This is a genomic window from Mesorhizobium sp. Ca11 (assembly GCF_020165275.1).
Taxonomy (GTDB): Bacteria; Pseudomonadota; Alphaproteobacteria; order Rhizobiales; family Rhizobiaceae; genus Mesorhizobium.
Window position 1 is genome coordinate 200,295 of record NZ_JAIUHU010000001.1, and the last position, 24,218, is coordinate 224,512.

Here is a 24,218-nt window from a genome sequence, read left to right on the forward strand (position 1 = left end):
CTAGTCCTGCGGCCGGCCGGGTTCGAAATACTTGCCCGGGAATTCGATGCCCATGTTGCGCAGGTCCTCGAGGAAGCGCGGGCGGATGCCGGTCGCCTCGAAGTGGCCGAGGATCTTTCCATCCGCCTCCATGCCGGTGCGCACGAAGCGGAATATCTCCTGCATCTGGATGACGTCGCCTTCCATGCCGGTCACTTCGGCGACGCTGGTCACCTTGCGCTTGCCGTCGGAAAGGCGCGTCAGCTGGACGATGATGTCGATGGCGCTGGAAATCTGGCTGCGGATCGACTGCACGGTCATCGGCATGCCGGTCATCCCGAGCATCTGTTCCAGACGCGAGATGGCATCGCGCGGCGTGTTGGCATGGATGGTGGCCATCGACCCTTCATGGCCGGTGTTCATCGCCTGCAGCATGTCGAAGGCTTCCTCGCCGCGACATTCGCCGAGGATGACGCGGTCGGGGCGCATGCGCAGCGCGTTCTTGACCAGGTCGCGCTGCTTCAATTCGCCCTGGCCCTCGATGTTGGCCGGACGCGTCTCCATGCGCGCGACATGCGGCTGCTGCAATTGCAGCTCGGCCGCGTCCTCGATGGTGATCAGGCGCTCGTCTTCCGGAATGAAGGCCGACAAAGCGTTGAGCATCGTCGTCTTGCCCGTGCCGGTGCCGCCGGAGATGATCGTGGTCTTGCGGGCATGCACCGCCGCCGCCAGCACCTCGGCCATGTTCTGGGTAATGGCGCCGAATTCGACGAGCTTGTGCAGGCCGAGCTTGTTCTTGGAGAACTTGCGGATCGACACCAGCGGGCCGTCGACGCCGACGGGGCGGATCGCCGCGTTGAAGCGCGAGCCGTCGAGCATCCGGGCGTCGACCATCGGCTGCGATTCATCGACGCGGCGGCCGACTGCGGCGACGATTTTATTAATGATTCTAAGCAGATGCGCCTCATCCTTGAACGGGATGTGGACCTGCTGCAGCTTGCCGCGTTTTTCGACGAAGCAGTTCTGGTGGCCATTGATCAGGATATCGTTGATCTCGGGGTCCTTGAGCAGCGGCTCCAGCGGGCCGAGGCCGACCATCTCGTCGACGATGTCGTCGACCAAGGCGTCGAGCTCGGCATTGTTGATTGCCATCCGCTCCTGGCGCGTCTTTTCCGAGACGAAATCATGCACCTGCCGGCGCATTTCATCCCGGGGCAGCCGCTCCAGCGCCACGAGGTTGATCTCCTCGAGCAGCATGCGATGGATGCGCACGCGTGCGTCCAGCACCTTGTTGGCGCTCTTTGCGGGGGCTGCCTCAGGCCTGGGCGGCGCCGGTTTGCGGGTCGTCGGGATGATCACTGCATTGTGCGTGACCGGCGCGGGTTCGGGCGCCCGCTGCGGGCGGACGTCGCGGCTCTGCAGGTTGGAGAAGCGGCTGGTCATCCTGCCTTCCTCTTCAGCAAGCCTTTGCCCAGGCCGAACAGCGACCTCGACTTGGCGATCGTCTGGACGGCCTCCTCGGGCAGGATGATCTTCTTCAGGTCGTTGACGACATTGGCGTTGGGGTCGATGGCGTGCAGCGGTACGCCGCGGTCGACCGCCTCGCGCACCAGCCGGTAATTGTTGGAGATGCCGCCGACGAAATGCTCGCCGAGTATCTCCTGAACGTCGGCCTGCTTGATGCCGTTGTCGAACATCTTCTGCTCGAAGCGGTTGACGATGACGTTGGGCTTCACTTCCTTGCCGGCGGTCTCATACACGGCCTGGATGAGACGCTGCGTATGGCGCAGGCAGGGCACCGTCATCTCGGCGACGATATAGAGCTTGTTGGAACCCAGCAGCACCGTCTCGGTCCAGGGGAACCAGGTGCGCGGCATGTCGATGACGACATTGTCGAAATAGGCCGCCACGAGGTCGAGCATGCGCACCACGACATCGGTCTTGAACGAGCGCATGTCCGAGGGTCGCGTCGGCGCGGCAAGCACGCACAGCCCGCTCGCATGCTTGGACAGCATCACGTCGAGCAGTTGCCGGTCGAGGCGCTCCGGCTGGTTCTCGATTTCGGTGATGTCGAAGCGCGGTTCGAGGTCGAGATATTCGGCGCAGGCGCCCTGCTGGAAATTGAGGTCGACGACGCAGGTCGAGGCGCCCCGCATCACCGAATGATGCAGCTGGAAGGCCGTCTGCAAGGCGAGCGTGGTGGTGCCGACACCGCCGGCTGCCGGCATGAACGTGTAGATGTGCGATTCGGTGTTCTCTTCCCGCCCCGGTCCTTGCAGCGCACGGATGACGGAACGCACGAGGTCGGCCGTGGTGATCGGCTTGACCAGGAAATCGGCGACCTTGAGCTGCACCAGGATGCGTACCGCCGCCGCGTTGAATTCCTGGGTGACGACGACCACCGGAACGCTGCCTTCCAGCCGCCGCATGACGCGCTGCAGCGACTCGATTTCCTCGAGCTTGGCTGCATCCATGTCGACGATGACCGTGCCGAAGTCCGCCTCGAGGATCTCGCCGCGCAGTTCGTTGACGCTCTTTTCCAGCGTCAAGAGCTCAATGACCTCGGAGGCCGCGAAAGCCGTCCGCGTGTCCTGCAAGAACGTCCTGTCCGTCGAAACGAGCAGGATCTTCTTGGTCTTGCTACCAGATGCCATCCTCGCCAGCCCATCAATTCGATGTTGTTGATGATGTCGTCGGTGACGACACGGAGCCGGCCTTCGCACCGACGGCAGCGCTCTCGGAGCCCGGACGCTGGGCTGGCACCAGGAGCCTTGTGTTCTGGACGCCGTACTTCCAGGGATCGACCATCTGCATGGCGGTGTTGGACGCCTGCGCGTTGCCGGCCGCCAAGGTCACCCCTTCGGCGCGTACATAGTCGTCGCTGGTGCAACCGCCGGCGAAACCGGCGAGCAGCAGAGCGATGCAAACGGGGATGCGCATGGCCTTAATCCTTTGGCAGATCGAGGAAGTGGCCGGACGTGGCGGCAGCCACCGGGCGGGCGGCGCTGCCGTCAGCCAGCGCCACCGGACGCTTTGACGCCGAGGCGTTCACTTCCTCGGTGTTGTTCAGGAAATAGTCGGCGGGACTTGCCGGCTGGGTGCCGTCGGTCGGCTCGACCATCTTCTTCGAGGGATCGACCGGCTTGACCAAGTAGGGCGTGACGATGATCACCAGATCGGTTTCGCGCCGCTGATAGGACTTCGAGGAAAACAGCGGGCCGAGCACCGGCAGCTTGCCGATCCCCGGCACCCGCGATGTCGTGATGTCGTTCTGCGACTGCAGGAGGCCGGCGATCATGAAACTCTGGCCGTTCTTGAGGTCGACCGATGTCCTGGCGCGGCGCACGATGAAGGCCGGAATGGAAATGCCGCTGCTGACCTGGATGGAAGCGGACGGGTCGATCGAGGACACTTCCGGCGCGATGTCGAGGCTGACCAGCCCGTCCTTCAGCACCGTCGGCGTGAAATCGAGGCCTACGCCGTACTTCTTGTAGGTGACGCTGATCTTGCCATTGTCTTCGGAAACCGGGATCGGGAATTCGCCGCCGGCAAGGAAGCTCGCCGTCTGGCCCGAACGCGCGATCAGGTTCGGCTCCGCCAGCCGTCGCGCCAGGCCGCGTTCCTCCAGCGCCTTGATGGCGATATCGATGGAAACGCCGTTCGACAGCAGGCTGCCGATGATCTCGCCTGTTCCCGCTGCTGTCAGGTTTCCTCCATCCGGATTCAGCACGACTTTGCGGTTGCCGATGCCATAGGCGAAATTGGCGGCGTATTTGGCGCCGAGGTCCTGGCCAGCCTGGCGGTTGATCTCGACGAATCGGACGTTGAGCTGAACCTGCTGCGAGGACGAGATGTTGACCGAGTTGATGACTTCCTCATTGCCGGAAAAGCGTGACGCAATCTTGCTGGCTTTGTCGGCGGCGACCGCATCGTCGGCTTCGCCCGACAGCACGACGCGCCCGTTTGCCGAGCCGACCTTGATCTTGGCGTCGGGCACGCTGGCGCGGATGGTGCTGGCCAACTGGTCGGTATCCAGCGTCACCTCGATGTCGATGGTGCCGACAAGCTGCTTGTTCTGGTCGAACAGGGCAATGCCGGTGGTACCCAGGTTGTTGCCCAGCACATAGAAGGATTTGTCGGTCAGCGGGTTGACGTTGGCGATCTCCGGATCGCCGATGACGATCTGGTAGAAGGCGGCGCTCGTCATGATCGTCTTCGGCTTGCCCTTGGCGACCTTGATCGAGGCGTTCTTGTTCGCCGAGACATAGACGACGTCATTGCCCGCCCTTGCCGGCGCGGCGACGGCAAGCACTGTCGCCGCCAGCGCAATCACGCCGAGAAGACGCCATCCCCCGGTCGTCCGAAATGTATCAAACCCGAACATCTTGCCCCGTCCCCGCCGGTCCCCACCGGCTATTGCTGCAGTTCCTGCGGCGGTTGCCGCGAAGGAACCTTGTATTCCTCGACCTTGTCGCCGCGCGTCACGATCACCGTCTTGAATTTCGGCTCGTCCTGGTCCTTCGTCACCGCATTGACGAGCGAGGCGGCGCTCGCCTGCGCATTTGCGGCAACCGAACCGCCGAAGGACGAGATGGTCGTCAGCCCGCTTTCGCTGGCGCTGGCGTCGGCGGCCGACCGCAGCGACAACGACAGCGTGCCGACGGTGCGGGCAAGCGCCACCTTCTGCGCCCCGTCGTTGGTCACCTCGATGGTCACCGAATTGGCGACTTGCGGCTCGGTCTTGCGTTCATCGGCGCCCTGTCCGACCGAGAGCACCTTGGCATCGGAGACAACGATCTCGGACGTGACGGTCGAGCCGGCAGCCCCTTGAGCATTCTTGGACACTTCCTGGATGTCCCCAGCATCGCGCGTCAGCACGACGTCGACGCGGTCTCCCGGCGTGATGAAGCCGCCGACGCCGGCGATCTCGTCGGTGCGGATGGTGACGGCCCGCATTCCCGCCGACAGCATGTTGGAAAGCGTGGCGCGGCCGTTCGGTCCCGACAGCTTGGTGAGCAGCACCGGTTCGTTGACCTCGATCGGCGACAGCACGACCCGGCTGCCGTCCGCAAGCAGCTTGTCGATTGTCGGGAAAGCGCCCTGCGGCAGTGAATCCTGCGGCCACGGAATCTCGGCGAGTTGCGGCCGTCCAAGCTCCATGCCGTAGCGCAGCGGCGCTTGCGCCACCACGATGGTCTTGAACTCGACCTTGGGCTGCTGCGGCGCCACGACGACCTTGACCTCGGCCTGAGCCTTCGCCTGGCTCTTGACCCAGAAATCCGCCGCAAAGATCGAGATCGCGCCGAAAACGGCGGCGATGCCGATCATGGTTATGGCCCTGCCCCTCACAATGGAACCCCTGACGCCCGTGGTCTTTTGTTGGTTGGGCCTCACGCTAGGCGTTAATGTTAAAGAATCAGGAATCCCGCGACCCGCCAACCGCCCTATTTCGGCCGGCTTGGTTATCGAATGGTTTTAGAATAAGAGACAGTTTGAATCCCTGAACGGAACAGGAACTCGTTCGCCCGCCAAAAGCGTGGCAGTATCCACGAATGATTCGCATTACCGGACGCTAGGCCTCGCATGGACGACAACAACGACCTCTTCGGCAAGATGGAAAAGCCGGCACAGCAAGTGCGCGCGCCCTCGCGGCCCGCCGATCCGCTGGTGCAGGCGGCGAAGCGTACGACCGCCACCCGCGACGGCAGCGAGGGCTACAGCGCCGCCGATATCGAGGTGCTGGAAGGGCTCGAGCCGGTGCGGCGCCGTCCTGGCATGTATATCGGCGGCACCGACGACAAGGCGATGCATCACCTGTTCGCCGAGGTCATCGACAATTCGATGGACGAAGCGGTGGCCGGCCACGCCACCTTCATCGACGTCGAGCTTTCCGCCGACGGGTTCCTGACCGTCACCGACAACGGCCGCGGCATCCCGGTCGATCCGCATCCGAAATTCAAGAAGCCGGCGCTCGAAGTCATCATGACCACGCTGCATTCGGGCGGCAAGTTCGACTCCAAGGTTTACGAGACCTCCGGCGGCTTGCACGGCGTCGGCGTCTCGGTCGTCAATGCGCTGTCCGACCATCTCGAGGTCGAGGTCGCGCGGGGTCGTCAGCTCTACCGGCAGCGTTTTTCGCGCGGCGTCCCGGTCAGTGGATTGGAGCATCTCGGCGAGGTCCACAACCGCCGCGGCACGAAGACCCGCTTCCATCCCGACGAGCAGATTTTCGGCAAGGGCGCCGCCTTCGAACCGGCGCGCCTTTACCGCATGACGCGCTCGAAGGCCTATCTGTTCGGCGGCGTCGAGATCCGCTGGACCTGCGATCCGTCGCTGATCAAGGACAAGGATCAGACGCCGGCAAAGGCCGAGTTCCATTTCCCCGGCGGCCTCAAGGACTATCTCAAGGCGACGCTGGGCGACGAATTCCAGGTCACGCGCGAGGTTTTCGCCGGGAAGAGCGACAAGCAGGGCGGCCACGGTTCGCTCGAATGGGCTGTGACCTGGTTCGGCGGCGACGGTTTCCTCAACTCCTATTGCAACACCATTCCGACCCCCGAAGGCGGCACGCATGAGGCCGGCTTCCGCAACGTGCTGACGCGCGGGCTGCGCGCCTACGCCGACCTCATCGGCAACAAGCGAGCTTCGATCATTACCACCGATGACGTGATGATCTCGGCCGCCGGCATGCTGTCGGTGTTCATCCGCGAGCCGGAATTCGTCGGCCAGACCAAGGACAGGCTGGCGACGATCGAGGCAATGCGCATCGTCGAAAACGCCCTTCGCGACCCGTTCGACCACTGGCTGGCGGACAATCCGCAGGAAGCCTCCAAGCTTCTGGAGTGGGTCATCGCGCGCGCCGACGAACGCGTGCGGCGCCGGCAGGAAAAGGAAGTCTCGCGCAAAAGCGCGGTGCGCAAGCTGCGCCTTCCGGGAAAGCTTGCCGACTGCACGCAGAACGCCGCCGCGGGCGCCGAGATCTTCATCGTCGAGGGCGACTCGGCCGGCGGCTCGGCCAAGCAGGCGCGCGACCGTGCCAGCCAGGCAGTGCTGCCGCTGCGCGGCAAGATCCTCAACGTCGCCTCCGCCGGCAACGACAAGCTTGCTGCCAACCAGCAGATTTCCGATCTCATCCAGGCGCTCGGCTGCGGCACGCGTTCGAAATATCGCGACGAGGATCTGCGCTACGACCGCGTAATCATCATGACTGACGCCGACGTCGACGGCGCGCACATCGCTTCGTTGCTGATCACCTTCTTCTATCAGGAGATGCCGAACCTGATCCGCGGCGGCCATCTCTACATGGCCGTGCCGCCGCTCTATTCGATCCGGCAAGGCGGCAAGGTCGGCTATGCCCGCGACGACGCGCACAAGGACGAACTGCTGCGCACCGAGTTCACCGGGCGCGGCAAGGTCGAGATCGGCCGCTTCAAGGGCCTGGGCGAGATGATGGCCTCACAGCTCAAGGAGACCACGATGGATCCGAGGAAGCGCACGCTTTTGAGGGTCGACGTGATCGACGCCGAGCAGGCCACCAAGGATGCCGTCGACGCGCTGATGGGCACCAAACCCGAGGCGCGCTTCCGCTTCATCCAGGAGCGCGCCGAATTCGCCGAGGCGGACGTGCTGGATATCTGATCGCCTACCGGTCCATAACAGTCTCCTGCACGGAGAACCGGTGTGACCTGGACGCGGTTTAAAGAGCTTGTCGAGACGCCCTTAAGCGGTCTGACGCAGCCGACCCGTTCGGACTGGGTTTTTGCCCTGCGCACGGTTTCGGCCGGACTGGTCGCGCTGCTTGCCGCCTACGCGCTGAAGCTCGATCATCCGCAATGGGCGATGATGACGGTGTTCATCGTCGCGCAGCCGGTCGCCGGCATGGTGCTGGCAAAGGGCTTCTACCGGCTGCTCGGCACGCTGGCCGGCGGTCTCGCTGCAGTCGGCATCACATCGCTGTTCGGCGCCGACCCGTGGCTGCTTGTCACCGTGCTGGCGCTCTGGATCGGCGTCTGCACCCTGGTCTCGTCGCTGTTGCGCAACCCCGAAGCCTATGGCGCCGCGCTTGCCGGCTACACGGCGATGATCATCAGCCTGCCGGCCCTCGGACAACCGCATATTGTCGTCGACCTTGCCGTCGCGCGTTGCGCGGAGATCGTGCTCGGCATCGTCTGCGCCGGCGTGACCAGCCGGTTGATCCTGCCAAAGCTCGCGGCCGACGCTATCATTTCCAGGTTGAAGCGCAGCATCCTCGACCTTGCCGAATATGCCGGCGGCGCCTTTTCCGGCGGCGACCCGGCGAGCCTCGCCGCGCTCCAGCGCAAGCTGATCGCCGATGCCCAGACGCTCGCCGAGATGCGCACCTATGCGCGGCTGGAAGCGCCGAGCTTCGCCACCCGCGCCCATCCGGTGCGGCGCACGATCGGTCAGCTTCTGTGGGCGCTTTCGGCGGCGCGCGCATTGCACAGCCACCGCAGGCCGAAGAACGCAGCGCTCATTCCCATGCGCAGCGAATTGAAAGCCTTCGTCGGTGAACTGGCGGCGACGCCCGGCGCGCTCGATGACACAGGGCCATGGGTGGCAAGGCTCGACGCGATCGCGAGCAAAGCCAGGGAGATGCCCGAACTGCCCAACGATACCGGCTCCAACGATAACGGCGAAGACAAGGTCGGCACCATCACCCGCCTGACCATCGCCGGCGATTTCGCCGAGGCGCTGAAGCAGGTGATGCGCGGTCTTGACGCGCTTCGTTCGCCTGTCTCCCGCAAATCGAGCGAGCGGGGCCAGCCGGCGCTGGTTGTCCACCGCGACTACCAGGCCGCATGGCGCAATGCCGTGCGCGCCGCGCTGGCGACGTTGCTCGTGGCGATCTTCTGGCTGACGACCAGATGGTCGGAAGCGGCCGGCACCGTCATCCTCGTCGCCGTCGTCTCCAGCCTGTTCGCATCGCGCCCGGATCCCGTGCAGTCCGCCTGGGGTTTTTTCACCGGCACGCTGATCGCGCTGCCTTTTGCCTTCCTTGTCGGCCAGGTCGCGCTTCCGGCGCTGCCGGGCTTCGGCTGGTTCACACTCTTCGTCGTGCCGATCTTGGTGCCCGCGGCGCTCGGCATGGCCAATCCGCGCCATGTCGGCGTCGCCACCGCCTTCGCCATCAACTTCCTCGCCTTCCTCAGCCCGCATCAGCAGATGATCTACGATCCCGGGCCGTTCTTCGCCGGCTCGGCCTCGATCCTGGTCGGCATTCTGATTGCCATCGGTGTCTTCATCGTCGTGCTGCCCGCCGATCCCTGGATCACCGTGGAGCGCATCTCGCAGGCGATGCGCGAGGACCTGGCCCGGCTTTGCCTGCATGAGCGCATTCCCCGCCGTTCGGCCTTCGAAAGCCTCGCCTATGACCGGATCAATCAGTTGATGCCGCAGGTCCAGCAGACGGGCCGCAAGGGCGATCCCATTCTCGGCGGCAGCATCGCGGCCGTCACCGTCGGACTGGAAGTGCTGCGGCTGCGCCACGCGCAACTGAACTCCGCCGTCCCGCACGAAACAGTCGAGTCCATCGGCAATTTCCTGCGCGGCCTGGCGCGCGAATTGCTGTTTCGGCAACTGGGCGAGCCGCAGACCGCGACCATCGCGGTGGCGAGGCAATACGCGGCCAGCATCGCCCAACGCAGCGATCGGCTAGAAATGCTGCAGATCGCCGCCTCGCTGCGCATCATTGCCGCGGCGATGGAAGATTACCCGGATTTCTTCGCGAGGGGTCGCGCTTAACCACCTCGGGACCTGTCTGGTTTGGGCCCTTTCCGGGCATAGGTCCTTGCTGGACTGGTCGACACCTTTTAGGTTGGACACATGGCGCTCAAGCGGATGGACAATGTCGGAATCGTCGTCGATGACCTCGACAGCACGGTTGATTTCTTTCGCGAGCTCGGCCTTGAACTCGAAGGGCGTGCCGCGATCGAAGGAGAGTGGGCCGGGCGTGTCACTGGGCTCGGCGACCAGCATGTTGAGATCGCCATGATGCGCACGCCGGACGGCCACAGCCGGCTCGAGCTGTCCCGCTTTCTCAGGCCGCCTGTCATTGCGGATCACCGCAATGCCCCGGTGAACGCATTGGGCTATCTCCGGATCATGTTCGCCGTGGACGACATCGACGACACGCTAGAGAGGCTCCGCAAGCGCGGCGCTGAGCTCGTCGGCGAAGTCGTCCGGTACAAGGACGCGTATCGCCTTTGCTACATCCGTGGACCTGAAGGCCTTCTCATCGGCCTCGCCCAGGAACTCAGCTGAGACGTGATATGTGTCCTTAGGCGGCGGCGATGGCCAGCGCGTGCCCACGCGCGTTTTCACGCAGGGCGTCGAGATGGATCGACTTCACCAGCCCTGCGAGATCGCCCTCGGCCGCTTGGCCGCCGAGCTCTTTCAGCATCAGCCAGCTCACTTCCTGAACGCCGGCGACACGCCGGCCATTGGCGACCTCGCGCCAGACTTTCAGCGCCCGCAGGATGATGCCATGCGTGGCCGGCGCAAGCCCGGCGCTGCGGAACAGCGCCTGCAGCGCAACGTCGTGCCCGCCGGCGAGAAGTGCCGTCACCCGTTGCTCGGATTGTCGGGCTAGAGCCACCAGGGTCGAGCCGAAGAAGTCCACCTTGCCATGTGCGATGGTGCGGATGATGAAACCGGCGGTGAGGTCGCCGCGCAGCCGCAGATGCTCGATCAGTGCGGCATGCTCCTCCATGCGCGTTCCCTCGATCAGCGTGACCGAGGCTTTCACGCAGGCATCGCGCATGACGCGATCAGCGCGCGCCGCCCCCATCATCGCCAGCACCAGCGGCGAACCTTTCAAGGTCTCGCCGAGCTTGACCAGCAACATGTGCCGGCAGTCGGCCGGCAGGCGCCGATCGGCAATCAGCGCCTCGCGCACGAGCGGCAGGTGGCCATGCCGCTCGGCCATGCGGCGGAAGCTGAGCGAAGCAATCTCGGCACCGCTGTTGCTAATCAGCACGGCGCAGGCTTCCGGTTCGCCGATCTCGGCGATTGCCGCCGCAAGCGACATCGACACCACCGGACGGTTGGCAATCAGCTTCTGCGTCGCCTTCTGGCCGCAGGCGACGCGCTCGACCAGGTCGGCATCGGTAAGCAGCGGCGAACGCGCGAGCACCAGCGCCGCCACTTCCGGCTGGTCGGCGGCCAGAGCGCTGATCACCTGCGGCGGCGCGTGATGGCTCATCGACAGCGCCTCGGCAAGCGCCAGGCGCACCTTGGACGAAGCGTCGTCCAGAAGCAGCGTCAGCGCCGCCTCGGCGGCACAGCGATCCTCGAACGGCAGATCGGAGTTGATATAGGCGCGCGCCAACGCGCTCGCGGCGGCGGCACGCTCGGAAACCCTTGCCGTATCAATCCATTTTAGAAAATGCGAAACAACCATACCGACCAGCTGCGCCCTTGCCGGAAAGGTCCCGGCCCCGTTGTGAACGGTAGGCTGCAAATGGTTTACGAACGGTTCACCATGTTTCTTAACCGGCTTGATGGGGGCGCCGCCAACGCCTATTAAGCAAGGACATCGGAGGAAATCGAACCATGGCCGGGCTTTATCTGGAAGAGTTTGTCGTCGGCCATGTCTTCCGCCACACGCTGCGCAAGACCGTGACCGAGAGCGACAACATGCTGTTTTCGGCGATGACGCTCAACCCCCAGCCTTTGCACATCGATTTCGACTTCGCGGCGAAAACCGAGTGGGGCAGGCCGTTGGTGAATTCGCTGTTCACGCTTGGCCTGATGATCGGCATTTCGGTAAACGACATCACCATCGGCACCACGGTCGCCAATCTCGGCATGAAGGAAACGGTGTTCCCGCACCCCGTCTTCCACGGCGACACCATCCGGGTCGAGACGACGGTTGTCTCCGTGCGCGACTCCAAATCGAAACCCGATCGCGGCATCGTCGAGTTCGAGCACCGCGCCTACAATCAGAACGACATTCTTGTCGCCAAATGCACCAGGCAGGCGATGATGCTGAGGAAGGCGGCCTGATGCGCTCGCTGCTGTTCGTGCCCGGCGATTCCGAGCGCAAGCTGGAAAAGGGATTCGAGGCTGGCGCCGACGCGGTTATCGTCGATCTCGAGGATTCCGTTGCCGCCGCCAGCAAGGCGGCGGCGCGCGCGACCGCGGCCGGGTTCATCTCGAGCCAAAGAGACCGGACGGGTTCGGCAATCTATGTGCGGGTCAACGATCTTTCCACCGGCCTGACCGACGACGATCTTGCGGCGCTCGTCGTGGCGAAGCCCGACGGCATCATGCTGCCGAAGTCGAACAGCGGGCAAGACGTCCAGCAGCTGGCGGCAAAGCTGCGCGTGCACGAGGCCGAGAACGGGCTTCCGGACGGCGCCATAAGAATCCTGCCGATCATCACCGAGACCGCGGCGGGCGTGCTGGCGGCGGCGAGCTATGCCGGCGCAAGCGCGCGGCTTGCCGGCCTGACCTGGGGCGCGGAGGATTTGTCCGCGGCCATCGGCGCGCGCGCGACCCGCGACGAGAGCGGCCGCTACACCGACGTGTTTCGTCTGGCGCGGACCATGACCATTCTGGCGGCCGGCGCGGCCGAAGTCGCCGCCATCGACACCGTCTTTCCCGATTTCCGCGATATGGCCGCCCTTGGGAAGGAATGCCGCGAGGCCGAGCGCGACGGCTTCACCGGCAAGATGGCGATCCATCCGGCGCAGGTGCCGGTCATCAATGCCGCCTTCACGCCGTCCGCCGAAGCGGTCGCGCGATCGCGGGCGATCGTCGATGCCTTCGCGGCGGCGGGAAATCCGGGCGTCGTCGGCATCGACGGCAAGATGTACGACAGGCCGCATTTGCGTCTGGCCGAGCATTTATTGGCTCGCGCCCGAGCGGCGGGCAGCCTTGCCTGAGGTTACCAGACCATCGGGATCAGCTTGTAGCGCACGCGCGCGGCATAAACGTCATAGCCCTGCAGGCCGGTTCGCAACGTCTTTTCCTCGATGAAGGTGCGGATGCCGAGCAGGACGATGAAGACAAGCACCGACGCCAGTCCCCACCAGGAACCAAGCAGCAGCGCCGTGCCGGCGAAATAAAGTATGGCGCCGGCATACATCGGATGGCGGACATAACTGTATGGGCCGGTCGTGATCACCTTCTGCCCGCGCTCGTCCTGGATCTTCACGACAGGCGCCGCGAAGCTGTTTTCCAGCATCGTCAGATAGCAGACCCATATCCCGACAAGCAGGACCAGCGCACCTATCGCCTGCACCCACACGGGAGCTGCCGACCAGCCGAAACGGAAATCGAGCCCCATGAGAGCCAGCCAGGCAAAGATGCCGAGCAGCAATATGCTCAGCAATATCTTGTCGGCCGCCGTCTGAGTCTTCTGGATGGGCGGGCGGAGACGCTCATTCATCAGGCCTGGATCGCGCCGGGCGAGCGCGACGCCCATGGTCAGGCTCAGCCCGACCATCATGACCACATACACCCAAGCTCCGGTCCAGTGCAGCGTGCCGGCCGACAGAAACAGCAGCACGCCCATGATGCCGAACCATACGAATGTCTGGAAAACCAATCTCGAGATCATGACCAACCTTCTGACGTCCCCCACCACTATTGGCCGCCCGCTGCCGCCGTTCCTCCGAAAACCCGCAAAAACACCTAACCGGCCCAGGGACCGGCGTAATCGCCATAGAGCTTTGCCGGATCGGGCCGCGGCCGCTCCGGCGCCGGCCCCTGATAGGAGCCGATATGGACGAAGCCGATGACACGCTCCTGCGGCGACAGCCCGAGGATCGCCCTGCCCTCCGGAACGTCGGAATACCAGTTGCTGATCATGTTGGTGCCATAGCCCAACGCGTTCGCCGCGATCATCAGGTTCATCGCCGCCATGCCGCCCGACAGGAACATCTCCCATTGCGGGATCTTCGGGTTCTCCTTCGGCACCGACACGACGCCGATCACCAGCGGCGCGCGCGAGAAGCGCGCCAGTTCCTGGTTGCGCCGGCCTTCCGGCAGCGGCCCCTCGCGCTGTTCGGCAAGTGCTGCCAGCTTCTTGCCGATCTCGATGCGCGCCTCGCCGCGATAAAGGATGAACCGCCATGGCTCGAGCCGGCCGTGGTCGGGAACGCGCGAGGCGGCTGCGATCATCGTCGCGATCTCGGCATCGCTCGGCGCCGGTTCCTTGAGGTCGGGTATCGGCGCGGAATTGCGGGTGAGCAGGAACTCGATGATCGGCGACGCCATGGGCGCAAGTCTCCTGAAGGCATTCGATTTTGAGCTGAAGCACGCCATCGGGAGGTCGGGCGGCTCGGGCGGTGGCGTTTTGCGCCTGATAAGAAGCCGCCGCGCCGGGCGGCGCGCTTCTAGGCCTTGAAATTGCCACCGCCTTGGGCTTCAACGCAAGGCATGTTTGAGGGGATCTTGCGCCTTTTCGTGATCGCACTCGTCGCTGCGTTGTTCGCGGTGCCGGTTTCCTTCGCGCTGGCCCAGAACGCCAACGACATCGGCGACATCAAGCTTCCAGGCATTTCGAGCTACGCAACGCCGAAGGCCGGGACGCCGCTGGCGCTCGGCAACGGCGGCGCCATCACGCTGTCGGCGCAGTTGACCGACAAGGGCGCCGACATCACCCGCGGCATCGTCTGGCGGGTTTTCAGGCCGCAGCCCGCCAGTGATGGCAAACTGCCGATGGTAGCATCCGCCCATGGCGGCACAGCCGTGTTCCAGCTCGACCCCGGCAGCTATCTTGTCCATGCCTCCTACGGACGCGCCGGCGCCACCAAACGCATCACGGTCGGCAAGGAGGCAAAGCGCGAAAGCCTTGTGCTCGACGCCGGCGGCCTGAAGCTCGACGCGGTGACGTCGGGCGGCGCGCCCATCCCGCCGAAGAAATTGCGCTTCTCGATCTATGAAGGCCAAGCCGCGGCCAATGGCGACCGGGCGCTGATCGCCCCCGACGTCGCGCCGAACACCGTGGTGCGGCTGAACGCCGGCACCTACCATGTCGTCTCCACCTATGGGGCGGTCAACGCCGTGATCCGCTCCGACATCCGCGTCGAGGCCGGCAAGCTGACGGAGGCGACCGTCGAGCACCGCGCTGCCGAGATGACGATGAAGCTGGTGCGCGAGCCCGGCGGCGAGGCCATCGCCGACACGTCCTGGTCGCTGCTCAACGAGAGCGGCGATCCGATCAAGGAAGCGGTCGGCGCCTTCGCCTCGATGGTGCTGGCCGAAGGCCAATACACCATCATCGCCAAGAACCGCGACCGTATCTACCAGAAGGATTTCACGGTCGTTGCCGGCCAGAACCAGGAAATCGAGGTCGTGGCCAACGAATCCTCAGCCATCGACCCCGAGGAAGGCGCGGACTGATCGGGCTGATCAGGCCGCCTTGCGCATCCGCTTCGGCAGGAACGGCACGCGGCCACGCTGCGCGGAAGGCGTCGCCAGGTCGAAGACCGCGCGATAGAGGCGATCGAGCAGCGCCTTGCGGTCGCGCAGCGGCTCGAGGTCGCTCCATCTCAGCACGTCGCCGATGCGCACCTCGATCGCCTTGCCCGACAGTCGGGCGAATTCGCGGATAAGCAAGGAGGTGCGCAGCGTCAGCGACGCCTTGCCGATGAACTTCGCCACGCGATTGTCGCGCTCGGCCATGTTCATCGGGCCGCTGACGAGATGGAACAGGCGGCCGTTCTGGCCGGAGAAATGCATCGGGATGACCGAGGCCTTGGCGTCCTGGACGAGCTTGGCCGGGAACATCTTCCACGGCAGGTCGATGGCGCGGCCGAAACCCTTCGGCGCCGTGGCGACGCCGCCGGCCGGGAACACGACGATGGTGACGCCTTCCTTCAACAGCCGCACCGCTTCATGGCGCACCGCCATGTTGTTCTTCAACGCTTCCTTGGTCTCGGAAAAATCGATCGGCAGCGAATAGGGCTCCATCTCGCGGATCCTGAGCAGATCCTTGTGGATCATGACCCGGAACGGCCGGCCGAGCTGCTCGGCCAGCGACAGCACCGCAATGCCGTCGCCGATACCGAAGGGATGGTTTGCGACGATGACCAGCGGCGTGTCCGGCAGCGCTGGCGGCGGCCATTGCACGGCGTTGCAGACCTTGACGTCGATCAATTCCAGCATGCGGCTGAATACGCGGTCGCCTGTCGGCACCACCTGGCGGCGCCAGAAATCGTAGAGCACGGCGAAGCGGTCGCGCCCCGAGAGGCCCTCGACCGAATGGATGAACCAGCGCGTCAGCACCGGTTGATGCGGGTTGGCGTAGGAAAGCTCGGGAAACCGTCTTTCCCGCAGTTTCAACTTGAGCATGGCGGCTCGTTACAAGGCTGGCGTGACAGGCATATGAAAATGGCGGTGGACACGCCACCGCCATTCAAGGAAGCGCTGGTAAGTCACGCTGCGCGACGCTTGCGGTCGGGCGAGACCGCCTCGTCGGTGAGAGACTTCACGGCATCCTCGAGCTTCAGCGATTCCTGGTCGCGGGAGCCAAGCCGGCGGACATTGACGGTTTCCTCTTCCGCCTCGCGCCTGCCGCAGACGAGGATGACCGGCACCTTGGCGAGCGAATGCTCGCGTACCTTGTAGTTGATCTTCTCGTTGCGCAGGTCGGCTTCGGCGAGCAGCCCCGCGGCCTTCAGCCGCTCGACCACATTCAAGGCGTACTCGTCCGCATCCGAGGTGATCGTCGCCACCACCACCTGCAGCGGCGCGAACCACAGCGGGAAATGGCCGGAATAGTTCTCGATCAGGATGCCGAGGAAGCGCTCCATCGAGCCGCAGACGGCGCGATGCACCATCACCGGCTGCTTCTTCTCCGAATCCGAGCCGATATAGAAGGCACCGAAGCGCTCCGGCAGGTTGAAGTCGACCTGCGTGGTGCCGCATTGCCATTCGCGGCCGATGGCGTCCTTCAGCACATATTCGAACTTCGGCCCGTAGAACGCACCCTCGCCCGGATTGATCGAGGTCTTGATGCGGTTGCCGGAGCGCGTGCGGATCGTCTCCAGCACATTGCTCATGATCGCCTCGGCATGGTCCCAGGCCTCGTCGGTGCCGACGCGCTTGTCCGGCCGGGTCGACAGCTTCACGCTGACCTCCTCGAAGCCGAAATCAGCATAGGTGGACAGGATCAGGTCGTTGATGCGCAGGCATTCGGCCGCGAGCTGCTCCTCGGTGCAGAAGATATGCGCATCGTCCTGCGTGAAGCCGCGCACGCGCATCAGCCCGTGCAGCGCGCCCGACGGCTCGTAGCGATGCACATTGCCGAACTCCGCAAGCTTTACGGGCAGTTCGCGGTATGACTTCAACCCATGCTTGAAGATCTGCACATGGCCCGGACAGTTCATCGGCTTCAGCGCGAAGACGCGGTCGTCGTCGGTGTCGTCGCCGGCGACCGTGACCTTGAACATCGCATCACGGTACCAGCCCCAGTGTCCGGACGTCTCCCACAGGCTCTTGTCCAGCACCTGCGGCGCATTGACTTCCTGATAGCCGTGCTCGTCGAGGCGGCGGCGCATGTAGTTGATCAGGTTCTGCACCATCTTCCAGCCCTTGGCGTGCCAGAAGACGACGCCCGGTCCCTCTTCCTGGAAATGGAACAGGTCCATCTCGCGGCCGAGCTTGCGGTGGTCGCGCTTCTCGGCCTCTTCCAGCAGGGTCTGGTAGGCATCGAGCTGCGCCTGGTCGGCAAAGGCTGTGCCGTAGATGCGCGTCAGCATCGGATTGTTCGAGTCGCCGCGCCAATAGGCGCCCGCCACCTTCATGAGCTTGAAGGCATTGCCGATCTGCCCGGTCGAGGCCATGTGCGGACCGCGGCACAGGTCGAACCAGTCGCCCTGTGCGTAGATTTTGAGGTCCTGGTCCTCCGGAATCGCGTCGATCAGCTCAAGCTTGTAGCGCTCGCCCTTCTCGGCGAAGACCTTCTTCGCCTTCTCGCGCGACCACACTTCCTTGGTGAACGGCTTGTTGCGCTGGATGATCTCGCGCATCTTCTTTTCGATCACCGGAAAATCGTCCGGCGTGAACGGCTCGTTCCTGGCAAAGTCGTAATAGAACCCGTTCTCGATAACCGGCCCGATCGTCACCTGCGTTCCCGGCCACAGCTCCTGCACGGCCTCGGCCAGCACATGCGCCGCATCGTGGCGGATGAGCTCCAGCGCGCGCGGATCCTCGCGGGTGATGATCTCGACCTTGCCGGACGTGCCGAGCGGATCGGAAAGATCGCGAACGATGCCGTCGAGGCTATAGGCCACAGCCTTCTTGGCCAGCGACTTGGAGATCGATTCGGCAAGACCGGCACCGGTCAGCGCCGCGTCGTAGTCGCGGACGGAACCATCGGGAAATGTCAGGGAAACGGAATTCGGCATCAGGGTTCTCCTATCCAGTCCCGCAAACGAGCGCGGGTGGTGAAATGCATGTCGCTGGATGCGTTGCGGCTTGCAGAGGGTTAGCCGGAGGCGTCCGGCGCGGCAGTCTTTTATGAGGAGTTTCCGCCGCCGTAAAGCCGCCAGCCATCTATTTGATAGGCTGTTCTATTTGATGAGGTCGGGCAAATCCTTCAGGAACGCCGCCCGCGTCGCGAGACCCTTCGGCTCTCCGGTACGCTTGGCATCGACGACCAGCCTTGCAAAGACGATGCGGCGGCTCCCCTTCTCGGCCCAGCCGACGAACCAGCCGAGCGAGTGCTTGCCGTCCTGGCCGAGTCTGGTGCTGCCCGTCTTGCCTCGCACCGTCCAGTCCCCTGCCGCGAAGGTCGGCAGGATCGCCCTGGTCATCTCATGCGCCTTCGCTGACACCGGCATCTTGCCGGCGAGCAGCTGGCGCAGAAACGCCGTCTGCTCGACCGGCGATATTTCGAGCGAGGAATTGATCCAGGATTGCGTCAGCCCGTTGTCCTTGCCGGCATCGCCCGAGACGTCCTTGTTGCCATAGCCGAATTTCGCCACATAACCGGCGAACTTCTCGGCGCCGAGATGCCGCGTGATCTCGCGCGAATACCAGACGATGGAATCGCGCTCCCAGATCGTCGGATCGACGGTCTTCTGGTCGCGCTTCGCCGCCTTGAACTCCGGCTTGTACTCCCAGCTCGGCGTATGCTCGTCGCTCAGGATGCCGGCATCGTAGCCGATCAGCGCCAGGGGCACCTTGAAGGTAGAAGCCGGGCTGACGCGCTGCTCGCAGACGCCGTCCTGGTAAAGTGTTGCGCCGCTTTGCTGGTCCTGGATCAGCGTGCAGTGGATGTCGCCGAGCGGCGCCGATTGCGCCCGCACCGGCAAGCCCAGCATCCAGGCCAGCAGGAAAAGGACGATGGCGAAAATGAAAGGATAGCGGTCCATCTGGCGCATGGCGAAGTCACTCCGGAATGAGATTGCAGGAGCGGCTTAGCGAGGCGACTTGTCTCGATTTTGTCTCAAATTCGCAGTGTTCGTGCAGCTTCGCGTTAACCCTACCGGATCGTTAAAATCCGCGTCGCGCGGGACGGCGAAGCGATCAGATTTCGGGCTCGCTGTGCCTTTTGCCGATCCGCCAATAGCGCCAGGGCATGAACCAGACATAGCGCTGGGCAAGCACCTCCGGCACGCGGTCGATGCCATGCGTCCCAAACGGCCCGCAGCGCAGCACCCGGAACAGTCCCATCCAGCCGCCCGCCCACAGGCCATGGCGGGCAATCGCCTCATGCGCATATTCGGAGCAGGTCGGCAGATGCCGGCAGCTGTAGCCGACAAAGCCGGACAGCGTCAGCTGGTAGAGACGCACGAGCGAGGTCCCCAGGATGCGCCCGGGCGTCTTGCGCCAAGGCCCCGGCCAGTTGCGCCCGCGCTGGATTGGCCGGCCACCATGCGTATGTTCGGGATGGTCGCCCACCCGCATCTCCGCGGTTGTTTTGCTACGCGATAGATGTGTCCTTCCGACCTCGAACGCAACGCCTTTTCCCCTCACGGCCTGCGGCGACGGACAGGATGCCGGTCGGCCACTGGCGCATGGAACTGCCGGGCCTTTTCTCGCACCAGCCGGGGTGCCGGCTCTTGTCGCGCCACTGAAACGTCGCGATCAGCATGACATCGCTCAGAATGGCCAGGAACTGGTTCATGGCAGTGCTCCTTTGAGCACCGATTAGACTGCCGCTGGCCTTCCGCCTCAAACGAGTATAATTTCCGCTTCGGATAACCTGAGGTTATGCGATATGAAGCGTGGCCGGCTGCCGCTGACGGCGCTCAGGAGCTTCGAATCTGCCGGCCGGCACCTTAGTTTCAGCCTGGCGGCCGAGGAGCTTTATGTCTCGCAGGCCGCGATCAGCCGGCAGATACGCGAGCTCGAGACCTTTTTGGGCAGACCGCTGTTTCTGCGCCTCCATCGCCGCGTCGAGCTGACGGATGCCGGGCAAAAGCTGCTCGACCGATTGGTCAGAAGCTTCGACGACATCGACCGGGTGCTATCGGAGCTTACGGCCTCGCCGGCGCAGGCCGTGGTCCGTATAAGCGTCGAACCCTCGCTTGCCGCCGTATGGCTGGTGCCACGGCTCAATCGCTTCCGCCAATTGCGGCCTGATATCGATGTGTCGCTGGAGGTCGATCCGCGCCTGATCGAGTTCCGCAGCGATCAGCCCGAACTCGCCTTGCGTTTTAGCGCCCACGCCACGTCATGGCCGCGTAGCGAGGCCGAGCGCCTGGCCTCGACTGTCGATTCACCGGTCCTGTCGCCGGCGCTGCTCGCCTCCGGCCCTCCGCTGAAAAGGCCGATCGACCTTCGCCATTACACGCTGCTGCATGAGGAAAACCGCCAGGGTTGGGCGCGCTGGTTCCAGGCCGCCGGTGTGCCCGCCGACGCAGTGCCCGCGCGTGGCCCGATGCTGGCCGACATCTCGCTGTCGAAACAGGCCGCGCTGCTCGGACATGGCGTGGCGCTCGGCGATCTCTTGCAGATCGGCGAGGACCTTGCGTCAGGCACTTTGATCAAGCCGTTCGATATCGATGTGGCTTCCGGCGCCTACTGGCTGGTGGCCAGGAGCCTGCGGAATCTGCCGGAACCCGCCAAGGCATTTGCCGACTGGATACGAAGCGAATTCGCCGTGACCAGGGAAGCGGCCTGACCGCTGCGCTCAAGCCGCCTGTTCGGCGCGCTTCTTCTCGATCTGGCCGATCGCGTCGACCACCGCGTCGAAGGTCAGCATGGTCGAGGCATGGCGCGCCTTGTAGTCGCGCACCGGCTCCAGATATTTGAGGTCGGCGAAACGGCCTTCCGGCGGCGCGCCGTTCTCCTTCAGCATCTTCAGCATGGTTTCGCGCACGGCGCGCAATTCGTCGGCGCTGGCGCCGACCACATGCTGGGCCATGATCGAGGACGAGGCCTGGCCGAGCGCGCAGGCCTTCACGTCATGGGCGAAATCGGTCACCACGTCACCGTCCATCTTGAGGTCGACGGTGACGGTCGAGCCGCACAATTTGGAATGCGCCCTGGCCGTCGCGTCGGCATCGTCGAGCCGGCCGATCCGCCCAATATTCCCGGCGAAACCGAGAATTTTCGCATTGTAGACGTCGTCGATCATATTTTTCCAGTCCGTCGCCGCCAAGCGAACAGGCTTTGCCGCTCTCGCGTCTTCCTTTCGCGCCGCTCGAACCATATATAATGATCGCAGTCGGGCATCGACAAGGCGACGAAAAAGCCGTTGTCGCTACTCATCTGTTCACGCCGCTTGCGGGATGGAAATGGGCGATTTTCACCCAAAAGGTCGTGGTCCGTTCAACTCGTTCCACCTTTGAGTGGGACTACGGGAGACGCCTTTATGGATGCCGTCATCAAGAAAATCATGCCCCCGTCCGAATATTTGGAAAAGCCCGTCACCGACCGGCCGAGCGAAGCCGAGGTCGAAGCCGCCGTGCGCACGCTTTTGCGCTGGACCGGCGACAATCCGGACCGCGAAGGCCTGGTCGACACGCCCAAGCGCGTCACCAAAGCCTTCCGCGAAATGTTCAACGGCTATGACATGTGCCCGGCCGATGAGCTTGGCCGCACCTTCGAGGAAGTCGCCGGCTATGACGATCTCGTCATCGTCAGGAACATAAAATTCCATTCGCATTGCGAGCATCACATGGTGCCGATTATCGGCAAGGCGCATGTCGGCTATCTGCCTGACGGCAAGGTCGTCGGCCTATCGAAGATCGCGCGCGTCGTCGACATCTTCGCGCACCGGCTGCAGACGCAGGAGGCGATGACCGCGCAGATCGCAGGCGTCATCCAGGACGTGCTCAACCCGCGCGGCGTCGCCGTCATGCTCGAGGCCGAGCATATGTGCATGGCCATGCGCGGCATCCGCAAGCAGGATTCGACCACGCTGACCTCCACCTTCACCGGCGTCTTCAAGGACACGCCGGAGGAGCAGGTCCGCTTCGTCACCATGGTGCGCGCCGGCGGCTGATCGCCGGCCATCGCCGGCCACTAGAAAGAAAGATCTACCGGCGATGTCGGCACTGCAATTCCCCAAAGCCCCATCCGATAAGAAATCGCTGGAGGAAGGCTCCGTCCTTTCTCCGCGCTTCGATGCGGCCGGCCTCGTCACCGTCGTCGTCACCGATGCCGGCGACGGCATGCTCTTGATGGTCGCGCATATGAATGCCGAGGCGCTAGCGCTGACGCTGGAGACCGGCATTGCCCATTACTGGTCGCGCTCGCGCAACGCGCTGTGGAAGAAGGGCGAAACCTCGGGCAATTTCCAGCAGGTCGTCGAGATGCGCACGGATTGTGACCAAGACGCGATATGGTTGCGCGTCAAAGTGTTGGGCCACGACGCAACCTGCCACACCGGACGGCGTTCTTGTTTTTATCGGACGGTGGGGCTCAGCGACGGCAAGGCAGTGCTTGTCGGCGATGGCAGCAAGCCGCTGTTCGATGCGAACCAGACGTATCGGAAGCCGGTGTGAACCATTCGATATTCACAAACCATTCAGATTCACTATTCTCAAATATCCTTTTGGTAGAAGGGATATGGGACAAGGGAGATCATGATGCTCGAATGGGCGTCATTGCGCAGCAGACCTGACGTTCGGGAGGCCAATGGCCCGGCATCGTCCGGCGGCGCGTCTGACCCGACCTCTCAGAAGAAAATCGGCATTTCGCTGGCGCTCGGCGGCGGTTGCGCCAGGGGCTGGGCCCATATCGGTGTGCTGCGCGCGCTCGACGAGGCCGGCATCGAAGTATCGATGATTGCCGGCACCTCGATCGGCGCGCTGGTCGGCGGCTGCTACCTTGCCGGCAAGCTGGACGAGCTGGAGGAGTTTGCCCGAAGCCTGACCAAGCGGCGCATCTTCGGCCTTCTTGATCTCAATCTGCGCGGCAGCGGCCTGTTCGGCGGCATGAAGCTCGATGCGCGGCTGCGCGAGCATCTGGCCGGCGTCCGCTTCGAGAACTTGTCGAAGCCCTTTGTTGCCGTCACTTCGGAAATTCGCACCGGCCATGAGATCTGGCTGTCGAATGGCTCGCTGATCACCGCCATGCGCGCCTCCTACGCGCTGCCGGGCGTTTTCGAGCCGGTAAACTGCAACGGCCGCATCCTGGTCGACGGCGCGCTAGTCAATCCGGTGCCTGTGTCGGTCTGCCGCGCCTATGAGCAGCCGCTCGTGGTCGCCGTCAACCTGCACTACGACCTGTTCGGCCGCGCCGCCGTGATAAAGCACAGCGCCGGCGAACTGGTCGTGGAGAATGACGCGCCGAGACTCGGCCAGCCCGAGCATCAGGCCCATCATACCCGCCTTGGCATCACCGGCGTGATGGTCGAGGCGTTCAACATCATCCAGGACCGGATTTCGCGCGCCCGGCTGGCCGGCGACCCGCCGGACATGTCGCTGCAGCCCAAACTCAGCCATATCGGCCTGACCGAATTCCACCGCGCCGACGAGGCGATCAGCATCGGCTACCAGGCGACGAAGGCGCAGATCAGCGAACTGACCCGGCTGCAGTCCGTTCTGGTGTGAATTCCGCTACTTCCTCTACACAGTGATTTGGAAAGATTCCGGGCTTGTCGGGCAAGTCTATCAATGTCCGTTGCCATAGTCAGCGCAAACGCTGGCCATGAGCTGAAGGCTCCTGAACCTCGTCATTCCAGGGCGGAGCAAGGAGCGAAGCGACGCGCGCAGACCCTGGAATCCATGCCGTTACCTGGACCGAGGTGTGCAACGGTGCAGAATTCTGGATCGCCGCGGCGCTTCGAGGCCACGGCATGGATCCTCGGGTCT

The 24,218-nt window shown here is 63.9% G+C and carries 24 protein-coding genes; 10 read left to right on the top strand and 14 right to left on the bottom strand.

Features of this window, described 5'->3' with window-relative positions:
- Genes LB538_RS01005 through cpaB form a run of 5 tightly spaced genes read right to left on the bottom strand, consistent with a single transcriptional unit; the run spans position 1 to position 5,307 of the window.
- Entirely contained in the window at positions 1–1,422 is a 1,422-nt protein-coding gene (locus LB538_RS01005; protein WP_140840376.1) for a CpaF family protein, read from the bottom strand.
- Positions 1,419–2,633: a CpaE family protein gene (locus tag LB538_RS01010; protein WP_095765078.1), complete on the bottom strand. Its 1,215-nt coding sequence runs from the start codon at positions 2,631–2,633 to the stop codon at positions 1,419–1,421. The genes LB538_RS01005 and LB538_RS01010 overlap by 4 nt, the downstream gene beginning before the upstream one ends.
- A gap of 13 nt (positions 2,634–2,646) precedes the next feature.
- The gene (locus tag LB538_RS01015) at positions 2,647–2,919 is read right to left on the bottom strand and encodes a hypothetical protein (RefSeq protein WP_140690575.1); all 273 of its coding nucleotides are present in this window, start codon (positions 2,917–2,919) and stop codon (positions 2,647–2,649) included.
- 4 nt (positions 2,920–2,923) lie between these two features.
- The gene (locus LB538_RS01020; protein ID WP_224525373.1) at positions 2,924–4,363 is read right to left on the bottom strand and encodes a type II and III secretion system protein family protein; all 1,440 of its coding nucleotides are present in this window, start codon (positions 4,361–4,363) and stop codon (positions 2,924–2,926) included.
- A 29-nt stretch (positions 4,364–4,392) separates the two neighbouring features.
- Complete coding sequence (cpaB, locus tag LB538_RS01025; protein ID WP_224525372.1) at positions 4,393–5,307, bottom strand: Flp pilus assembly protein CpaB; 915 nt, start codon at positions 5,305–5,307, stop codon at positions 4,393–4,395.
- Between the two features lie 255 nt (positions 5,308–5,562).
- Between cpaB and parE the strand changes: the two genes are divergently transcribed.
- The 3 genes from parE (at position 5,563) to LB538_RS01040 (ending at position 10,260) form a co-directional block, all read left to right on the top strand.
- Positions 5,563–7,617: a DNA topoisomerase IV subunit B gene (parE, locus tag LB538_RS01030; RefSeq protein ID WP_224525371.1), complete on the top strand. Its 2,055-nt coding sequence runs from the start codon at positions 5,563–5,565 to the stop codon at positions 7,615–7,617.
- A 42-nt stretch (positions 7,618–7,659) separates the two neighbouring features.
- The gene (locus LB538_RS01035) at positions 7,660–9,741 is read left to right on the top strand and encodes an FUSC family protein (protein ID WP_224525369.1); all 2,082 of its coding nucleotides are present in this window, start codon (positions 7,660–7,662) and stop codon (positions 9,739–9,741) included.
- Positions 9,742–9,822: 81 nt separating this feature from the next.
- On the top strand, positions 9,823–10,260 hold the full coding sequence (locus tag LB538_RS01040; RefSeq protein ID WP_224525367.1) for a VOC family protein: 438 nt from the start codon (positions 9,823–9,825) through the stop codon (positions 10,258–10,260).
- A gap of 16 nt (positions 10,261–10,276) precedes the next feature.
- Here the strand turns inward: LB538_RS01040 and LB538_RS01045 are convergent, their stop codons facing one another.
- A complete protein-coding gene (locus LB538_RS01045) occupies positions 10,277–11,398 on the bottom strand; it encodes a DUF2336 domain-containing protein (protein WP_224525365.1) in 1,122 nt (373 codons plus the stop codon).
- A 152-nt stretch (positions 11,399–11,550) separates the two neighbouring features.
- Here LB538_RS01045 and LB538_RS01050 point away from each other — a divergent pair, with 152 nt between their 5' ends.
- Positions 11,551–12,003: a MaoC family dehydratase gene (locus tag LB538_RS01050; RefSeq protein WP_224525362.1), complete on the top strand. Its 453-nt coding sequence runs from the start codon at positions 11,551–11,553 to the stop codon at positions 12,001–12,003.
- Complete coding sequence (locus LB538_RS01055) at positions 12,003–12,884, top strand: HpcH/HpaI aldolase/citrate lyase family protein (RefSeq protein WP_224525359.1); 882 nt, start codon at positions 12,003–12,005, stop codon at positions 12,882–12,884. Before LB538_RS01050 ends, LB538_RS01055 begins: the two co-directional genes overlap by 1 nt.
- 2 nt (positions 12,885–12,886) lie before the next feature.
- Here the strand turns inward: LB538_RS01055 and LB538_RS01060 are convergent, their stop codons facing one another.
- On the bottom strand, positions 12,887–13,561 hold the full coding sequence (locus LB538_RS01060) for a methyltransferase family protein (protein ID WP_224525356.1): 675 nt from the start codon (positions 13,559–13,561) through the stop codon (positions 12,887–12,889).
- Positions 13,562–13,635: 74 nt separating this feature from the next.
- Positions 13,636–14,220 carry a nitroreductase gene (locus LB538_RS01065; RefSeq protein ID WP_224525353.1) on the bottom strand — a complete coding sequence of 195 codons (585 nt, stop codon included), beginning with the start codon at positions 14,218–14,220 and terminating at the stop codon, positions 13,636–13,638.
- Positions 14,221–14,382: 162 nt separating this feature from the next.
- Between LB538_RS01065 and LB538_RS01070 the strand changes: the two genes are divergently transcribed.
- Positions 14,383–15,348 carry a hypothetical protein gene (locus LB538_RS01070; RefSeq protein WP_095765067.1) on the top strand — a complete coding sequence of 322 codons (966 nt, stop codon included), beginning with the start codon at positions 14,383–14,385 and terminating at the stop codon, positions 15,346–15,348.
- A gap of 9 nt (positions 15,349–15,357) precedes the next feature.
- On the opposite strand, the gene LB538_RS01075 is transcribed toward LB538_RS01070, so the two are convergent.
- The 5 genes from LB538_RS01075 to LB538_RS01095 all read right to left on the bottom strand — a co-directional run bounded on the left by LB538_RS01075 (position 15,358) and on the right by LB538_RS01095 (position 20,080).
- Positions 15,358–16,299: a lysophospholipid acyltransferase family protein gene (locus LB538_RS01075; protein ID WP_224525351.1), complete on the bottom strand. Its 942-nt coding sequence runs from the start codon at positions 16,297–16,299 to the stop codon at positions 15,358–15,360.
- An 83-nt stretch (positions 16,300–16,382) separates the two neighbouring features.
- The gene (gene thrS, locus LB538_RS01080) at positions 16,383–18,356 is read right to left on the bottom strand and encodes a threonine--tRNA ligase (protein WP_095765065.1); all 1,974 of its coding nucleotides are present in this window, start codon (positions 18,354–18,356) and stop codon (positions 16,383–16,385) included.
- Between the two features lie 165 nt (positions 18,357–18,521).
- Positions 18,522–19,334 (bottom strand): class D beta-lactamase, encoded by an 813-nt coding sequence (blaOXA, locus tag LB538_RS01085; protein WP_224525346.1) that lies wholly within the window; start codon positions 19,332–19,334, stop codon positions 18,522–18,524.
- A 145-nt stretch (positions 19,335–19,479) separates the two neighbouring features.
- Positions 19,480–19,860, bottom strand: coding sequence for a membrane protein insertion efficiency factor YidD (gene yidD / locus LB538_RS01090; protein ID WP_224525345.1), 381 nt, complete (start codon positions 19,858–19,860; stop codon positions 19,480–19,482).
- Positions 19,861–19,876: 16 nt separating this feature from the next.
- Positions 19,877–20,080, bottom strand: coding sequence for a hypothetical protein (locus LB538_RS01095; RefSeq protein WP_224525342.1), 204 nt, complete (start codon positions 20,078–20,080; stop codon positions 19,877–19,879).
- A gap of 93 nt (positions 20,081–20,173) precedes the next feature.
- Between LB538_RS01095 and LB538_RS01100 the strand changes: the two genes are divergently transcribed.
- The gene (locus LB538_RS01100) at positions 20,174–21,079 is read left to right on the top strand and encodes a LysR substrate-binding domain-containing protein (protein WP_224525338.1); all 906 of its coding nucleotides are present in this window, start codon (positions 20,174–20,176) and stop codon (positions 21,077–21,079) included.
- A 9-nt stretch (positions 21,080–21,088) separates the two neighbouring features.
- On the opposite strand, the gene LB538_RS01105 is transcribed toward LB538_RS01100, so the two are convergent.
- Positions 21,089–21,535, bottom strand: a complete 447-nt coding sequence (locus LB538_RS01105; RefSeq protein WP_140627330.1) for an iron-sulfur cluster assembly scaffold protein — start codon at positions 21,533–21,535, stop codon at positions 21,089–21,091.
- A gap of 237 nt (positions 21,536–21,772) precedes the next feature.
- Here LB538_RS01105 and folE point away from each other — a divergent pair, with 237 nt between their 5' ends.
- From folE to LB538_RS01120, 3 genes are all read left to right on the top strand, one after another.
- On the top strand, positions 21,773–22,405 hold the full coding sequence (gene folE, locus LB538_RS01110) for a GTP cyclohydrolase I FolE (protein WP_224511395.1): 633 nt from the start codon (positions 21,773–21,775) through the stop codon (positions 22,403–22,405).
- A 43-nt stretch (positions 22,406–22,448) separates the two neighbouring features.
- Positions 22,449–22,907: a phosphoribosyl-AMP cyclohydrolase gene (gene hisI, locus LB538_RS01115; RefSeq protein WP_140840408.1), complete on the top strand. Its 459-nt coding sequence runs from the start codon at positions 22,449–22,451 to the stop codon at positions 22,905–22,907.
- 84 nt (positions 22,908–22,991) lie between these two features.
- On the top strand, positions 22,992–23,957 hold the full coding sequence (locus tag LB538_RS01120) for a patatin family protein (RefSeq protein WP_224525335.1): 966 nt from the start codon (positions 22,992–22,994) through the stop codon (positions 23,955–23,957).
- The last annotated feature ends 261 nt before the right edge of the window (positions 23,958–24,218 follow it).

Bases quoted from the DNA above. Each gene is read 5' to 3' on its own strand.
- parE (WP_224525371.1), top strand. From the start codon at position 5,563: ATGGACGACAACAACGACCTCTTCGGCAAGATGGAAAAGCCGGCACAG.
- LB538_RS01005 (WP_140840376.1), bottom strand. From the start codon at position 1,422: ATGACCAGCCGCTTCTCCAACCTGCAGAGCCGCGACGTCCGCCCGCAG.
- LB538_RS01045 (WP_224525365.1), bottom strand. From the start codon at position 11,398: ATGGTTGTTTCGCATTTTCTAAAATGGATTGATACGGCAAGGGTTTCC.
- LB538_RS01020 (WP_224525373.1), bottom strand. From the start codon at position 4,363: ATGTTCGGGTTTGATACATTTCGGACGACCGGGGGATGGCGTCTTCTC.
- hisI (WP_140840408.1), top strand. From the start codon at position 22,449: ATGTCGGCACTGCAATTCCCCAAAGCCCCATCCGATAAGAAATCGCTG.
- yidD (WP_224525345.1), bottom strand. From the start codon at position 19,860: ATGCGGGTGGGCGACCATCCCGAACATACGCATGGTGGCCGGCCAATC.
- LB538_RS01065 (WP_224525353.1), bottom strand. From the start codon at position 14,220: ATGGCGTCGCCGATCATCGAGTTCCTGCTCACCCGCAATTCCGCGCCG.
- blaOXA (WP_224525346.1), bottom strand. From the start codon at position 19,334: ATGCGCCAGATGGACCGCTATCCTTTCATTTTCGCCATCGTCCTTTTC.
- LB538_RS01100 (WP_224525338.1), top strand. From the start codon at position 20,174: ATGAAGCGTGGCCGGCTGCCGCTGACGGCGCTCAGGAGCTTCGAATCT.
- LB538_RS01105 (WP_140627330.1), bottom strand. From the start codon at position 21,535: ATGATCGACGACGTCTACAATGCGAAAATTCTCGGTTTCGCCGGGAAT.
- LB538_RS01040 (WP_224525367.1), top strand. From the start codon at position 9,823: ATGGCGCTCAAGCGGATGGACAATGTCGGAATCGTCGTCGATGACCTC.
- LB538_RS01070 (WP_095765067.1), top strand. From the start codon at position 14,383: ATGTTTGAGGGGATCTTGCGCCTTTTCGTGATCGCACTCGTCGCTGCG.
- LB538_RS01075 (WP_224525351.1), bottom strand. From the start codon at position 16,299: ATGCTCAAGTTGAAACTGCGGGAAAGACGGTTTCCCGAGCTTTCCTAC.
- LB538_RS01015 (WP_140690575.1), bottom strand. From the start codon at position 2,919: ATGCGCATCCCCGTTTGCATCGCTCTGCTGCTCGCCGGTTTCGCCGGC.
- thrS (WP_095765065.1), bottom strand. From the start codon at position 18,356: ATGCCGAATTCCGTTTCCCTGACATTTCCCGATGGTTCCGTCCGCGAC.
- LB538_RS01010 (WP_095765078.1), bottom strand. From the start codon at position 2,633: ATGGCATCTGGTAGCAAGACCAAGAAGATCCTGCTCGTTTCGACGGAC.
- LB538_RS01060 (WP_224525356.1), bottom strand. From the start codon at position 13,561: ATGATCTCGAGATTGGTTTTCCAGACATTCGTATGGTTCGGCATCATG.
- LB538_RS01120 (WP_224525335.1), top strand. From the start codon at position 22,992: ATGCTCGAATGGGCGTCATTGCGCAGCAGACCTGACGTTCGGGAGGCC.
- cpaB (WP_224525372.1), bottom strand. From the start codon at position 5,307: ATGATCGGCATCGCCGCCGTTTTCGGCGCGATCTCGATCTTTGCGGCG.
- LB538_RS01095 (WP_224525342.1), bottom strand. From the start codon at position 20,080: ATGAACCAGTTCCTGGCCATTCTGAGCGATGTCATGCTGATCGCGACG.
- LB538_RS01055 (WP_224525359.1), top strand. From the start codon at position 12,003: ATGCGCTCGCTGCTGTTCGTGCCCGGCGATTCCGAGCGCAAGCTGGAA.
- folE (WP_224511395.1), top strand. From the start codon at position 21,773: ATGGATGCCGTCATCAAGAAAATCATGCCCCCGTCCGAATATTTGGAA.
- LB538_RS01050 (WP_224525362.1), top strand. From the start codon at position 11,551: ATGGCCGGGCTTTATCTGGAAGAGTTTGTCGTCGGCCATGTCTTCCGC.